At 55.9% G+C, this 14,272-nt stretch carries 12 protein-coding genes; 8 read left to right on the forward strand and 4 right to left on the reverse strand.

The genetic code is table 11. The features are described 5' to 3' along the window. The first annotated feature begins 253 nt into the window (after positions 1-253). Positions 254-1,873 (forward strand): L-aspartate oxidase, encoded by a 1,620-nt coding sequence (gene nadB / locus ACKLKD_RS18180; protein WP_087805525.1) that lies wholly within the window; start codon positions 254-256, stop codon positions 1,871-1,873. Here nadB and trmN read toward each other — a convergent pair. Continuing rightward, the gene (gene trmN / locus ACKLKD_RS18185) at positions 1,858-2,595 is read right to left on the reverse strand and encodes a tRNA(1)(Val) (adenine(37)-N(6))-methyltransferase TrmN (RefSeq protein ID WP_025711653.1); all 738 of its coding nucleotides are present in this window, start codon (positions 2,593-2,595) and stop codon (positions 1,858-1,860) included. The two genes, nadB and trmN, sit on opposite strands and share 16 nt — an antisense overlap. A gap of 131 nt (positions 2,596-2,726) precedes the next feature. Between trmN and srmB the strand changes: the two genes are divergently transcribed. Beyond that, positions 2,727-4,058: an ATP-dependent RNA helicase SrmB gene (gene srmB, locus ACKLKD_RS18190; protein ID WP_025711652.1), complete on the forward strand. Its 1,332-nt coding sequence runs from the start codon at positions 2,727-2,729 to the stop codon at positions 4,056-4,058. A 45-nt stretch (positions 4,059-4,103) separates the two neighbouring features. On the opposite strand, the gene grcA is transcribed toward srmB, so the two are convergent. After that, the gene (gene grcA / locus ACKLKD_RS18195) at positions 4,104-4,487 is read right to left on the reverse strand and encodes an autonomous glycyl radical cofactor GrcA (RefSeq protein ID WP_002914084.1); all 384 of its coding nucleotides are present in this window, start codon (positions 4,485-4,487) and stop codon (positions 4,104-4,106) included. Positions 4,488-4,798: 311 nt separating this feature from the next. Here grcA and ung point away from each other — a divergent pair, with 311 nt between their 5' ends. After that, positions 4,799-5,488: a uracil-DNA glycosylase gene (gene ung / locus ACKLKD_RS18200; RefSeq protein WP_025711649.1), complete on the forward strand. Its 690-nt coding sequence runs from the start codon at positions 4,799-4,801 to the stop codon at positions 5,486-5,488. Positions 5,489-5,544: 56 nt separating this feature from the next. On the opposite strand, the gene ACKLKD_RS18205 is transcribed toward ung, so the two are convergent. Then, the gene (locus tag ACKLKD_RS18205) at positions 5,545-6,630 is read right to left on the reverse strand and encodes a tRNA/rRNA methyltransferase (protein WP_025711648.1); all 1,086 of its coding nucleotides are present in this window, start codon (positions 6,628-6,630) and stop codon (positions 5,545-5,547) included. A gap of 203 nt (positions 6,631-6,833) precedes the next feature. Between ACKLKD_RS18205 and trxC the strand changes: the two genes are divergently transcribed. The 5 genes from trxC (at position 6,834) to ACKLKD_RS18230 (ending at position 12,554) form a co-directional block, all read left to right on the forward strand. Next, positions 6,834-7,259: a thioredoxin TrxC gene (gene trxC, locus ACKLKD_RS18210; RefSeq protein ID WP_025711647.1), complete on the forward strand. Its 426-nt coding sequence runs from the start codon at positions 6,834-6,836 to the stop codon at positions 7,257-7,259. Positions 7,260-7,328: 69 nt separating this feature from the next. Further along, positions 7,329-8,027: a tRNA-uridine aminocarboxypropyltransferase gene (tapT, locus tag ACKLKD_RS18215; protein ID WP_025711646.1), complete on the forward strand. Its 699-nt coding sequence runs from the start codon at positions 7,329-7,331 to the stop codon at positions 8,025-8,027. Positions 8,028-8,061: 34 nt separating this feature from the next. After that, the gene (locus ACKLKD_RS18220; protein WP_025711645.1) at positions 8,062-10,740 is read left to right on the forward strand and encodes a bifunctional acetate--CoA ligase family protein/GNAT family N-acetyltransferase; all 2,679 of its coding nucleotides are present in this window, start codon (positions 8,062-8,064) and stop codon (positions 10,738-10,740) included. Positions 10,741-10,833: 93 nt separating this feature from the next. Further along, complete coding sequence (gene pssA, locus ACKLKD_RS18225; protein WP_025711644.1) at positions 10,834-12,189, forward strand: CDP-diacylglycerol--serine O-phosphatidyltransferase; 1,356 nt, start codon at positions 10,834-10,836, stop codon at positions 12,187-12,189. 41 nt (positions 12,190-12,230) lie between these two features. Next, positions 12,231-12,554: a YfiM family lipoprotein gene (locus ACKLKD_RS18230; RefSeq protein WP_025711643.1), complete on the forward strand. Its 324-nt coding sequence runs from the start codon at positions 12,231-12,233 to the stop codon at positions 12,552-12,554. Positions 12,555-12,557: 3 nt separating this feature from the next. Here the strand turns inward: ACKLKD_RS18230 and ACKLKD_RS18235 are convergent, their stop codons facing one another. Further along, a complete protein-coding gene (locus ACKLKD_RS18235; RefSeq protein ID WP_025711642.1) occupies positions 12,558-13,856 on the reverse strand; it encodes an MFS transporter in 1,299 nt (432 codons plus the stop codon). Between the last annotated feature and the right edge of the window lie 416 nt (positions 13,857-14,272).

A 14,272-nucleotide genomic window follows, 5' to 3' on the forward strand; every position in this document is an offset into this window, starting at 1 on the left:
CCCAGGTTGCTAAACGATAGGTTAGTCAATAAGAAAAAGCGCAGGCCCGTTTGAAGGGTATCGTAACACGGCGTTTATTTCACTATAAAATCCTATAGAAACAAGCGGCCCCGCTTCGTTTTTTACGCCCTCAACGCCACCTTTCCCGTCCCTTTCTGTTTAGCCGTCACAACGCCAGGCAAAAAAATTGTACGATTCCTCGCAGGCTGGTGCTATTGTGAGCGAAATGTGTTTAGTAAATTAAACAAAGACGATGAATACCACACCTGATTTCTCTTGTGACGTGTTGATTATTGGCAGCGGCGCTGCCGGTCTTTCCCTTGCCCTGCGCCTGGCAGAGCACAGTTCGGTGACGGTACTTAGTAAAGGGCCGATTAGCGAAGGTTCGACCTTTTATGCGCAGGGCGGAATTGCCGCCGTCTTTGATGAGACGGACAGTATCGAATCTCATGTCGAAGACACCCTCATCGCTGGCGCAGGACTCTGCGATCGCCATGCGGTCACCTTCGTTGCCAGCAACGCCAGGCCTTGCGTACAGTGGCTTATCGATCAGGGGGTGCTATTCGACACCCAGGTTCAGGCGAATGGCGAAGAGAGCTACCACCTCACCCGCGAGGGGGGACACAGCCACCGGCGCATTCTTCACGCCGCTGACGCTACCGGCAAAGCGGTGGAAACGACACTGGTCGATAAAGCCCTTGCTCATCCTAATATCCGCATCATTGAGCGCAGCAATGCGGTTGATTTGATCGTCTCGGATAAAATTGGCCTGCCAGGTACGCGCCGGGTAGTTGGGGCCTGGATCTGGAACCGCAATAAAGAGCGCGTAGAAACCTGCAGCGCGAAGGCGGTAGTGCTCGCGACCGGCGGCGCCGCCAAGGTTTATCAATACACCACCAACCCCGACGTCTCTTCCGGAGACGGTATTGCGATGGCCTGGCGAGCGGGATGCCGGGTGGCGAATCTGGAGTTCAACCAGTTCCACCCCACCGCGTTGTATCATCCACAGGCACGCAATTTCCTGCTTACTGAAGCACTGCGCGGCGAAGGCGCTCATCTTAAGCGACCGGACGGCACCCGCTTTATGCCGGACTTTGACGAACGCGGTGAACTGGCTCCGCGCGATATTGTTGCCCGTGCTATCGATCATGAAATGAAGCGCCTCGGCGTCGACTGCATGTACCTTGATATCAGTCACAAGCCCGAGGCGTTTGTTCGCCAGCACTTCCCGATGATTTACGAAAAGCTGCTCGGCCTGGGCATCGATTTGACAAAAGAGCCGGTGCCGATCGTTCCCGCCGCGCATTACACCTGCGGCGGTGTGATGGTGGATGATAATGGCCGTACTGACGTCGATGGTTTATACGCCATCGGTGAAGTCAGCTATACCGGGCTACACGGTGCGAACCGAATGGCGTCAAACTCGCTGCTGGAGTGCCTGGTCTATGGCTGGTCCGCTGCGGAGGATATCGCCCGGCGCCTGCCGCTGGCTCAGAAGGTCGCCACTCTGCCGGCATGGGATGAAAGTCAGGTGGAGATCCCGGATGAACTGGTGGTTATCCAGCACAACTGGCACGAACTGCGGCTGCTGATGTGGGATTATGTCGGGATTGTGCGCACGACGCGCCGACTGGAGCGCGCCCTGCGGCGCATTACCATGCTACAGCAGGAGCTGGATGAGTATTACGCCCGCTTCCGCGTCTCGAATAATCTGCTGGAGCTGCGCAATCTGGTGCAGGTAGCGGAGCTTATCGTACGCTGTGCGATGTTGCGTAAAGAGAGTCGCGGTCTGCACTATACCCTCGACTATCCACAGCCGCTGCCGAACAGCGGCCCCTCAATATTGTCGCCCCTGGCTCACATAAAGAGATAAAAATCCTCGGTCAGAGCAGTAAATCCTTCAGAATACTGCTGCTCTGGCCCGCGGATCACCAGCCGGTCGCTGAAACACTCCCCCGCCGTTGGCGAGAAAGCGAGAAGTACCCGATGCGGCGGCCGCAGCTCGGTCTCCGCCACGTCAGTGCGCAGTCGCAGATGCCAGCCCATCGCGGTTGCCCGCTCGATAAACGCATTCCCGATATCCACCGGCAGGACGACGCAAAAAAATCCTTCTTCCGTGATCAACTCTGCGGCACAGGTCAGCAGGGAGGCGTGATCGAGCGTCGTGGTATACCGCGCCTGCTCCCGCTGCGAGGTTGCGCAAGGCACCCCTTCGGCAAAAAAGGGCGGGTTACTGATTATCAGTTCATAGCGTCGGGTCTGCGACGGCTGCCACTGATGAATATCGGCCTGGCTGACGTCAATTCGTGCGGACCAGGGTGACGCGAGGACATTTTCCTGTGCCTGAGCAGCGGCCTCTTCGTCCAGCTCAACCGCATCGACACGCACATCGTGAGCGGTACGCTGCGCCACCATGAGCGCCAACAGACCGCAGCCCGCGCCAATATCCAGCACATGCTTCACGCCGGCAATCGGCGCCCAGGCGCCGAGTAAAATACCGTCGGTGCCCACCTTCATGGCACAACGGTCATGGGCGACGAAGAACTGTTTGAAGGTAAAACCATTGCGCGGCAGCGCAAACTTCGACTGAGACATCCTCAATAACCTTGCCGACAAAAACTCCTGAACGTAAGGCTATGCACAATACCGGAGAACAGATAGCCTTACAAACAGATGAACATTACGTCAGTAACGTCTATAATCGGCGGCCCACTCAGAGGTAGAACATGACTGTAACGACTTTTTCCGAACTTGAACTCGACGAAAACCTGCTGGAAGCCCTCCAGGATAAAGGTTTCACTCGCCCGACAGCCATTCAGGCCGCCGCTATTCCGCCTGCGCTCGATGGCCGTGACATTCTCGGTTCAGCGCCGACCGGCACCGGTAAAACGGCGGCGTATCTGCTGCCAGCGTTGCAGCACCTGCTCGATTTCCCGCGTAAGAAATCCGGCCCGCCGCGAATTCTTATCCTGACGCCAACCCGTGAGCTGGCGATGCAGGTGGCTGACCACGCCCGCGAGCTGGCGAAGCATACCCATCTGGATATCGCCACCATTACCGGCGGTGTCGCGTACATGAACCACGCGGAAGTGTTCAGCGAAAACCAGGATATCGTGGTCGCGACCACCGGTCGCCTGCTGCAATATATTAAAGAAGAGAACTTTGACTGCCGCGCCGTCGAAACCCTGATCCTCGATGAAGCCGACCGCATGCTGGACATGGGCTTTGCTCAGGATATCGAAACCATCGCCGGTGAAACTCGCTGGCGTAAGCAGACGATGCTGTTCTCCGCGACACTGGAAGGCGATGCGATTAAAGACTTCGCTGAGCGTCTGCTGGAGGAGCCGGTGGAAGTTTCCGCCAATCCGTCGACCCGTGAGCGTAAGAAAATCCACCAGTGGTACTACCGCGCCGACGATATCGAACATAAAACCAAACTGCTGGTGAATCTGCTGCAACAGCCCGAAGCCACCCGCGCTATCGTCTTTGTGCGTAAGCGCGAGCGCGTGCATGAGCTGGCCAACTGGCTGCGTGAGGCCGGGATTAACACCTGCTGGCTGGAAGGCGAGATGGTGCAGGCCAAACGTAACGAAGCCATCAAGCGCCTGACCGACGGTCGCGTGAACGTGCTGATTGCCACCGACGTCGCTGCCCGCGGTATCGATATTCCGGACGTCAGCCACGTCTTTAACTTCGATATGCCGCGTACCGCGGATACCTACCTGCACCGTATCGGTCGTACCGGCCGCGCCGGTAAAAAAGGAACCGCCATTTCTCTGGTGGAAGCGCATGATCATCTGCTGCTGGGTAAGATTGGGCGTTATATTGAAGAGCCGCTGAAGGCCAGGGTGATCGATGAACTGCGCCCAACGACCCGTGCGCCAAGCGAGAAACTGACCGGTAAGCCGTCGAAGAAAGTGCTGGCGAAGCGCGCTCAGAAGAAAAAAGATGAAAAAGAGAAACCTCGGGTGAAGAAGCGCCACCGCGATACCAAGAATATCGGTAAGCGCCGCAAGCCAAGTGCAGCCGAAACGCCATCAGCGTCCAACGAAGAGTAAAAAAAACGCCGGGATATCCCGGCGTTTTCACATCTTGCGTCAGCCTTACAGGCTTTCGGTAAAGGTACGAGCGATAACGTCGCGCTGCTGTTCCGGAGTCAGGGAGTTGAAACGTACCGCGTAGCCGGAAACACGAATGGTGAGCTGCGGATACTTTTCCGGATGCTCAACCGCGTCCAGCAGGGTTTCGCGACGCAGCACGTTAACGTTCAGGTGCTGACCGCCTTCCACGCGAACTTCCGGTTTCACGTCTACCGGGATTTCACGGTATTCGATTTCGCCCAGTTTGCTCACCGCAACCACGTCATCTTCCGCAAAACCACCTTTGGCGCACAGGCAACGTGCTTCGCCTTTTTCGCTATCCAGCAGCCAGAAAGAGTTCAGCAGGTCGTCGTTTGCCGCTTTAGTAATTTGGATACCAGTAATCATTTGATGCCTCCCAGGCAGTGTTTATTCGATTTTGGCCTCTTCGCGGCCAATTGGTAAAACCATTGTTGTATGACTGTATATATATCAGCCGTACCCTTGGCATTCATTGATTCAAATCAATAAAAACCACTCACTAAAAGTGGGTATGCGAGGATTTTATTGTTTTACATCAAGTTACGCCAGGTGGGGTTAAAAATATTTTTGTAAATTTTCAATTTTATTTGCATAAAAGCAACGAGATAACGGTAGCGATTTTGTTCTGCAGAAAGAAGTCGTTAAGCTATAGCGATGACCCTTTGCAGGAGAGCAAGATGACCACCCCTTTAACCTGGCATGACGTGCTGGCGGATGAAAAGCAACAACCCTATTTTCTCAATACTCTGAAGACCGTCGCCGAAGAGCGTCAGTCCGGGATCACTATCTATCCACCGCAAAAAGACGTCTTCAATGCGTTTCGCTTTACCGAACTGAGCGATGTCAAAGTCGTCATTCTCGGCCAGGACCCCTATCACGGCCCGGGTCAGGCTCACGGTCTGGCGTTCTCGGTTCGCCCGGGCGTCGCGATCCCGCCGTCGCTGCTGAATATGTACAAAGAGCTGGAGGCCACGATCCCCGGCTTTACCCGCCCCACCCACGGTTACCTGGAAAGCTGGGCGCGACAGGGCGTGCTGCTGCTGAATACGGTCCTGACCGTCCGCGCCGGACAGGCGCACTCGCACGCCAGCCTTGGTTGGGAGACCTTTACCGATAAAGTTATCGCGTTAATCAATGAGCATTGCGAGGGGGTGGTCTTTCTGCTGTGGGGTTCTCATGCGCAGAAGAAAGGCGCGATTATCGATCGTCAGCGCCACTGCGTGCTGAAGGCGCCACACCCTTCGCCGCTCTCTGCACATCGCGGCTTCTTTGGCAGCAACCATTTCGTACAGACCAACCAGTGGCTGGTTGACCGCGGCGAAGCGCCGATCGACTGGATGCCAGTGCTGCCCGCCGAAAGCGAGTGATCGACAGGCATAAAAAAGCCAGCATTAGCTGGCTTTTTCGCATTCAGGCAGACGAATTACGCCTTGTTCTGACGCCACCATTCCGCCAGCAGGACGCCGGTCGCCACAGAGACGTTCAGGCTTTCAACATTGCCGGTACCGTCGATGGCAACGCTGAGATCGGCGCTGGAAATCGCCGCATCGGACAGACCATCACGCTCCTGGCCTAACACCAGCACCATTTTCTTCGGCAGCTCGGCTTTGAACAGCGGGATGCCATTATGGCTGGACGTTGAGACAATCGCGTAGCCCGCGTTGCGGAACTGATCCAGCGTATCAATAAAGCTGTCGCCGGTGATCGGTTCAACATGCTCCGCACCGCCCTCCGCCGTACGGATCGCCGCCCCGGACTCCAGCACGCCGGCATCCTGGACCACAACGCCTTTCACGCCAAAGTGCGCGCAGCTACGCATGATCGCGCCGAGGTTGTGCGGGTTGCCAACATCTTCCAGCGCCAGAACGCAATCTTCTTCCGCGGCCTTCGCGACCCATTGGGCAACAGAGGTGCCGTGGCGTTTTTTGATCAGGAAGCAGACCCCGCCGTGGTGCTCGGTGCCGGAGGCTTTTGCCAGCTCAGCTTCGTCCACGACATGATAGGCTTTACGGTTAGCCGCCATCCAGCGCAGCGCCTCTTTAAAGCGCGGCGTCACACTCTGGATAAACCAGGCGCGAACGATAGCTTCCGGACGACTCTGGAACAGCGCCTGACAGGCGTTTTCGCCATACACGCGGGTTTCTTCCGCACGCTGACGACGCAGCACTTCCGGATCAATAAAGCTCTTCCCGCTGATCCCGCCGTGATCTTCTTTTACCGGGGTCTCATCGCCAGGGGCGCGGGAAACAGTACGCCACGGGGACGCATCGTCGCGATGGAAATCATCGCGCTTGCGGTCGTCACGCTTGCGGTCATCGCGTTTACGATCGTCACCGCGGCTGTTTCGTTCATCGCGCGCAGGGCGGCTGCGGCCGTCAACACGAGATTTTCCTGGACGACCTCCCCCTTTCCCGGTACGTGGGTTATGGGTGCGTTTATCAGAATCATCATCACTGCGGACATACATCACTTTGACCTTGCCGCTTTTATTTTTCAGTTCGTCGCTCATCAATTTTCTCCACCTGCGCTGCGCGAAGCGCGCAGATTACCCGATGTGTCATCGCTTCGCCATGATTTCGTTTAAAAGCCGGCCTCTATTGCACTCATCGAACAAAACGCATTGTCCTTCAATAACACTTAATCGATAATGTGTAACATCACAGAAACATATCGGCCACGTGCCACGTTGCAACCCATAACCAGAGGTTAGTTATGAATACCGTTTGTGCCAGTTGTCAGGCTCTGAACCGCCTTCCGGACGATCGTAGCGCGGATGGCGCAAAGTGCGGACGCTGCGGTCACGATCTTTTTGACGGCGACGTCATCAACGCGACCGGGGCAACGCTGGATAAACTCTTAAAGGACGATCTGCCGGTCGTTGTCGATTTCTGGGCGCCATGGTGCGGCCCCTGCCGTAGCTTCGCGCCGATCTTTGAAGATGTCGCGGAAGAGCGTAGTGGGAAGATGCGTTTTGTAAAAGTAAACACCGAAGCAGAACGTGAGCTCAGCGCCCGGTTTCGTATCCGCAGTATCCCGACCATTATGATATTCAAAAATGGCGAAGTAATAGACATGCTTAATGGCGCAGTGCCAAAAGCGCCATTCGATAGCTGGCTGAACGAAGCCGGCCAACAGTAATCCTTCCGGGGCACGGCTTGTGCCCCGTTTTCGCCTCTGCGACAATAGCGTTTTTCACTAGCGACTCTCATGATTGATAACGCTGTTCTTCGCCTGCGCGCCGAACGTCTCGCGCGGGCGACCCGACCTTTCCTTGCTCGTGGTAACCGTATCCGCCGCTGCCAACGCTGCCTGCTGCCGCTTAAACAGTGTTTGTGCGCGACGTTAGTGCCAGCGCAGGCCACCAGCCGCTTCTGTCTGGTGATGTTTGATACAGAGCCGATGAAGCCCAGCAACACCGGCCGACTCATTGCCGATATTCTGCCAGATACTGAGGCTTATCAGTGGTCGAGAACCGAGCCGCCACAGGGGCTGCTCGATCTGGTCGCCCATCCTGATTATCAGCCAATGGTGGTGTTCCCTGCCTCCTACGCCGGGCCGGAGCGCCAGGTCCTGAGCGCGCCGCCCTCCGGCAAACCGCCGCTATTTATCATGCTCGACGGCACCTGGACCGAAGCGCGTAAAATGTTCCGCAAGAGTCCTTATCTTGACGCGCTGCCGATCATCTCCGTCGATTTGTCCCGCATCTCAGCCTACTATCTACGTGAAGCACACGCCGACGGACAATACTGTACCGCGGAAGTGGCGATCGCCCTGCTGGACCTGGCGGGTGATGCCCCGGCCGCCTCAGCGCTTGGCGAACACTTCACTCGTTTCCGGACCCGCTATCTGGCGGGAAAAACCCAGCATAAGGGCAGCATCACAGCGGACCAGGTAGAAAACGTTTAAAATCATTCGGTCACTGGGATGAAAGGAGACCGGTATGAGCCAACGAGGCCTGGAAGCGCTGCTGCGACCAAAGTCCATCGCCGTCATTGGCGCGTCAATGAAGCCACAGCGCGCTGGCTATCTCATGATGCGCAACCTGTTAGCCGGCGGTTTCAATGGTCCGGTATTGCCGGTGACCCCCGCCTGGAAGGCGGTGCTTGGGGTACTGGCATGGCCTACCATCGACAGCCTGCCGTTTACGCCGGATCTGGCGGTGCTCTGTACTAACGCCCGGCGTAATCTCGAATTGCTCGAAGCCTTAGGGCAAAAAGGCTGCAAGACCTGCATCATCCTCTCTTCGCAGCCGGACCAGTATCCGGCGCTGCTGGAATGTGCCACGCGCTTTCAGATGCGCCTGCTCGGCCCCAACAGTCTCGGATTACTGGCCCCATGGCAAGGGCTGAACGCCAGCTTTTCACCGGTGCCGATCCATCGCGGTAAACTGGCCTTTATTTCGCAGTCTGCCGCCGTCTCCAATACCATTCTTGACTGGGCACAGCAGCGTGAGATGGGGTTCTCCTACTTCATCGCGCTGGGCGATAGCCTGGATATTGATGTCGATGACCTGCTGGACTTTCTGGCCCGCGACAGCAAGACCAGCGCCATTTTGCTGTACCTCGAACATCTCAGCGACGCCCGTCGGTTTGTCTCCGCCGCACGCAGCGCCTCGCGTAACAAGCCAATCCTGGTGATTAAAAGCGGCCGCAGCCCCGCGGCGCAAAAGCTGTTGCAGGTTAACTCAGGGATGGATCCGGCATGGGATGCGGCCATTCAGCGTGCAGGCCTGCTGCGGGTGCAGGATACCCATGAGCTTTTCTCTGCGGTGGAAACGCTCAGCCACATGCGCCCACTGCGCGGTGAAAAATTAATGATCGTCAGCAACGGTGCGGCGCCGGCAGCGCTGGCCCTGGATGAGCTCTGGTTGCGTAATGGCAAGCTGGCGGTCCTCAGCGAGGAGACGTGCGACGCCTTACGCCAGGCACTGCCGGGGGGCGTCGGGATCGCTAACCCACTGGATCTGCGCGATGACGCCAGCAGCCAACATTATCAGCAGGCGTTGAATATTCTGCTTAATAGCCAGGACTATGACGCGCTGCTGGTGATCCACTCGCCCAGCGCCGCCGCACCTGGCACCGAGAGCGCCCTGGCGCTGATAGATGCTCTTAAGCATCATCCGCGTGGTAAATATGTCACTGTGCTGACCAACTGGTGCGGCGAATTCTCCTCACAGGAAGCGCGGCGCTTGTTCAGTGATGCCGGACTCCCCACCTACCGCACACCGGAGGGGACGATCACCGCTTTTATGCACATGGTCGAGTATCGACGCAACCAGAAGCAACTGCGTGAGACGCCGGTGCTACCGGACTCATTAACCGCCAATACCAGCGAGGCGCATGCCCTACTGCAGCAGGCGATAGATGATGGCACCACCACGCTGGATACCCACGAGGTCAGCCCGGTGCTACGTGCCTATGGCATCCATACTTTGCCGACCTGGATCGCCGCAGACAGCGCGGAAGCGGTACATATCGCAGAGCAAATAGGCTATCCGGTTGCGCTGAAGCTGCGTTCCCCGGATATCCCGCACAAATCGGAAGTTCAGGGGGTCATGTTGTATCTGCGTACCGCCGCAGAGGTCCAGCAGGCAGCGGATGCGATGATCGATCGCGTCAGGCTCGCCTGGCCCCAGGCGCGCATTCATGGTCTGCTGGTACAGAGTATGGCTAATCGTGCCGGCGCTCAGGAACTGAGAGTAGTGGTTGAACACGATCCTCTTTTTGGTCCTTTGATTATGCTTGGCGAAGGCGGCGTGGAGTGGCGGGCCGAAGATCAGGCCGCGGTGGCACTGCCGCCGCTGAATATGAACCTGGCGCGTTATCTGGTTATCCAGGCGATCAAAAATAAAAAGATCCGCGGCCGTAGTGCACTGCGCCCGCTGGATATCGTTGGCCTGAGCCAGTTGCTGGTTCAGGTGTCGAACCTGATCGTCGATTGTCCGGAGATCCAGCGCCTGGACATTCATCCCCTGCTCGCCGCCGGCAACGAGTTTACGGCACTGGATGTGACCCTCGGTCTCGCCCCCTTTAACGGCGACAGTGATAGCCGCCTCGCCATTCGTCCCTATCCGCACCAACTGGAGGAGTGGGTGGTGATGAAAAATGGCGATCGCTGCCTGTTCCGACCGATCCTCCCCGAAGATGAACCTCAGCTGCTCGCGTTTATCGCCCAGGTCACCAAAGAAGATCTCTATTATCGTTATTTTAGCGAGATCAATGAATTTACCCACGATGACTTAGCCAATATGACGCAGATCGACTACGATCGTGAAATGGCGTTCGTCGCCGTCAGGACAACCGCAGAACAGAGCGAAATCCTTGGTGTGACGCGCGCTATCTCCGATCCTGACAATATTGATGCCGAGTTTGCCGTTCTGGTCCGCTCAGATTTAAAAGGGTTAGGGCTGGGACGAAGACTGCTGGAAAAGCTGATCGCCTATACGCAAAGCCACGGGCTGCAGCGGCTGAATGGGATTACAATGCCGAATAATAGAGGCATGATCGGCCTCGCCAGAAAGCTGGGATTCACCGTCGATATTCAGCTGGAAGAGGGGATTGTCAGTCTGTCGCTTCCCCTGACCCAGGGACAATCGCGCGACGCTGACCGCAATTGTTGACCACTTTAGCGGGTAGTGATGGTATTATTGCCCGCTTACGTCGTCTGCATGGTACAGAAGACCCTTCAATAAACAGAGAAGAAACGCACTGTGATGTTGTCAAAATTTAAGCGTAATAAACATCAACAACACCTTGCCCAACTCCCTAAGCTTTCTCAGTCAGTTGATGATGTAGAGTTCTTTTACGCCCCTGCAGAATTCAGGGAAGCGTTACTGACCCGGATTGCCAACGCCACTCAGCGTATATGCATTATTGCGCTCTACCTTGAGCAAGATGATGGCGGAAAAGGAATTTTGCAGGCCCTTTATGACGCCAAACGCCAGCGTCCGGAACTCGATGTTCGCGTCCTTGTGGACTGGCACCGCGCTCAACGTGGCCGTATCGGCGCCGCTGCCTCCAACACCAATGCCGACTGGTATTGTCGAATGGCCAATGAAAATCCGGGCATCGATATTCCCGTTTACGGCGTGCCGATTAACACCCGGGAGGCGCTTGGCGTTCTCCATTTCAAAGGCTTTATTATCGATGACTGCGTCCTCTACAGCGGCGCCAGCCTGAACGATGTTTATCTGCATCAGCATGATAAGTACCGCTATGATCGCTATCAGTGCATCCGTAACGGCAAGATGGCGGACGTCATGTTCGACTGGGTCGACAATAATCTGGTCCAGGGACGCGGCGTTAATCGTCTCGACAGACCGGATCGGCCAAAAAGTCCGGAAATCAAAAACGACATTCGCCAGTACCGTCAGGAGCTCCGCGACCGCAGCTACCATTTTGTCGGTACTGCCGGTGACGAAGAACTCTCCGTCACTCCGCTGGTAGGTCTGGGTAAATCCAGTCTGCTGAACAAAACCATTTTTCACCTGATGCCCTGTGCCGAGCACAAGCTGACGATCTGCACCCCCTACTTCAACCTCCCTGCCGTGCTGGTCAGAAATATCATTCAGCTGCTGCGCGACGGTAAACAGGTGGAGATTATTGTCGGCGATAAAACCGCTAACGATTTCTACATACCAGAAGATCAACCGTTTAAAATCATCGGTGCGCTTCCTTATCTTTATGAAATCAACCTGCGGCGTTTCCTCAGCCGGCTGCAGTATTATGTGAATACCGATCAGCTGATCGTCCGCCTGTGGAAGGATGACGATAACAGCTATCACCTGAAAGGCATGTGGGTTGACGATGAGTGGATGCTGCTTACCGGCAACAACCTGAACCCGCGCGCCTGGCGACTCGATCTGGAAAACGCCATTCTTATCCATGATCCAAAGCAGCAGCTGGGAGCCATGCGGGAGAAAGAGCTGAAGCTCATCCGCACCCACACCACGGTGGTGAAACATTATCGGGATCTGCAAAGTATTGCCGACTATCCGGTTAAAGTGCGGAAACTGATCCGCCGTCTGCGACGGATCCGCATTGACCGGCTGATCAGCCGTATTCTCTGACTATCAGCCCCGCGTCGACGGGGCTTTTTTCTGGAAGCATTATGCGTACGATAATAGTGATTGCTTCGCTGCTGTTAACGGGCTGCAGCCACATGGCGAATGATGCATGGTCCGGTCAGGACAAAGCCCAGCATTTTCTTGCCTCGGCGATGCTGTCTGCCGCTGGCAATGAATATGCGCAACATCAGGGTTACAGCCGGGACCGCAGCGCCGCTATCGGCTTGATGTTTTCCATCAGCCTTGGCGCTTCAAAAGAACTTTGGGACAGCCGCCCGGCAGGGAGCGGCTGGAGCTGGAAAGATTTTGCCTGGGACGTAGCCGGCGCGACCACCGGCTACGCTGTATGGCAGTTGGCACACCAGTAAACGCTACAGGCGTAGCCCTTTCCCCTTGCGATGCAACATCAAGGAAACCAGGAAGGCAATGGCCGCCATCACCGTCACATACCAGTAAAACGCGTGTTCAATCCCCGCCGACTTGAGCGACAGAGCGACGTACTCCGCCGAGCCGCCGAACAGGGCATTCGCGACGGCATAGGACAGTCCGACCCCAAGCGCGCGAACCTGAGCCGGGAACATCTCAGCTTTCAGGATACCGCTGATCGAGGTATAGAAACTGACGATCAGCAAGGCACAAATTACCAGCCCAAAGGCAGCGTAAGGCGAGCTTACCTTCTGCAGGGCGCTGAGAATAGGCACGGTAAATAACGTCGCCAGCACGCCAAAGCAAAGCATGGACGTTCGGCGACCGACTTTATCGGAAAAAGCACCGAACAGCGGCTGAACCAGCATATAAACGAACAACGCCGCAGTCATGATCACGCTGGCGGTGCCGGCCGTCATGCCCGCCGTGTTGACCAGATACTTTTGCATATAGGTAGTAAAGGTGTAGAAGGTCAGCGATCCGGCGGCGGTAAAGCCTAATACCATCACGAAGGCCCGACGATTGCGCCACAACCCTTTAAACGACCCCGCCTCTTTCAGCGCTCGAGTCTCCTGCTTTGAGGTTTCATCCAGCTGACGACGCAGCCATAGCGCCACGATAGCCAGTACCGCCCCAAGAGCAAAAGGAATACGCCATCCCCAGGCATGGAGATCTTCATCGCTGAGCACCTGCTGAAGCGCTACGACGACTAATACCGCCAGCAGTTGACCGCCAATTAACGTGACATACTGGAAGGAAGCGTAAAAGCCTTTCTTACCTTCAATCGCCACTTCACTCATATAAGTCGCACTGGTGCCGTATTCTCCTCCCACCGACAGCCCCTGAAACAGACGAGCCAGCAGCAGCAGCGCCGGAGCCCAGGTGCCGATAACGGCATATCCAGGCAGACAGGCAATCACCAGTGATCCGAAGCACATCATGCACACCGAGATAAGCATAGATGCTTTACGTCCGCGGCGGTCAGCGATTCGACCAAACAACCATCCACCGATTGGACGCATCAGAAACCCGGCGGCAAATACGCCAGCTGTTTGTAACAGTTGAGTGGTGGTATTCCCGGATGGGAAGAAGATATGGGCAAAATAGAGCGAGCAGAATGAGTAGACGTAAAAATCAAACCACTCAACCAGATTCCCCGAGGATGCGCCAACAATTGCCCAAATACGACGACGGGTATCAGCCTGATCCGGCGCACCCCGTTCGGTAATGCTACTTTCTGTCATTGTTATATTGCTCCAGCAAAGACTGCAATCTGTCTTGTCGGGCGTACCACGTCACGCAGACAAATTAGTTAGTAAACTAAATGTTATATAATTGTTATATCTTTATATGTGATTACATTCACATTTTTTTTCGGAAGAGCGGTTTTCGCGATCAACGCCAACGCAGAGGCAGGGAAAAAGTGGTTTATGGCGAAGGGAGTGCCATGACGGGGTTTTATTTTGCTTTAAATGAAGATAATGGGACGGGTATGGCGGAATTTTCCCCGGAGGCGGTGCTGCGCACCTTGTCCGGGCTACTGTTTTGTAGCCCCGGTAAGCGCAGCGCCACCGGGGAGACATACCCCACACCGCAAAAAACCCCGCACCTTTCGGCACGGGGTTCTTGTTAAAACGCAAAAACAAAAAGCTCAGTCTTT

Source organism: Klebsiella sp. 10982 (assembly GCF_048589245.1).
Classification (GTDB): Bacteria; Pseudomonadota; Gammaproteobacteria; order Enterobacterales; family Enterobacteriaceae; genus Klebsiella; species Klebsiella quasivariicola.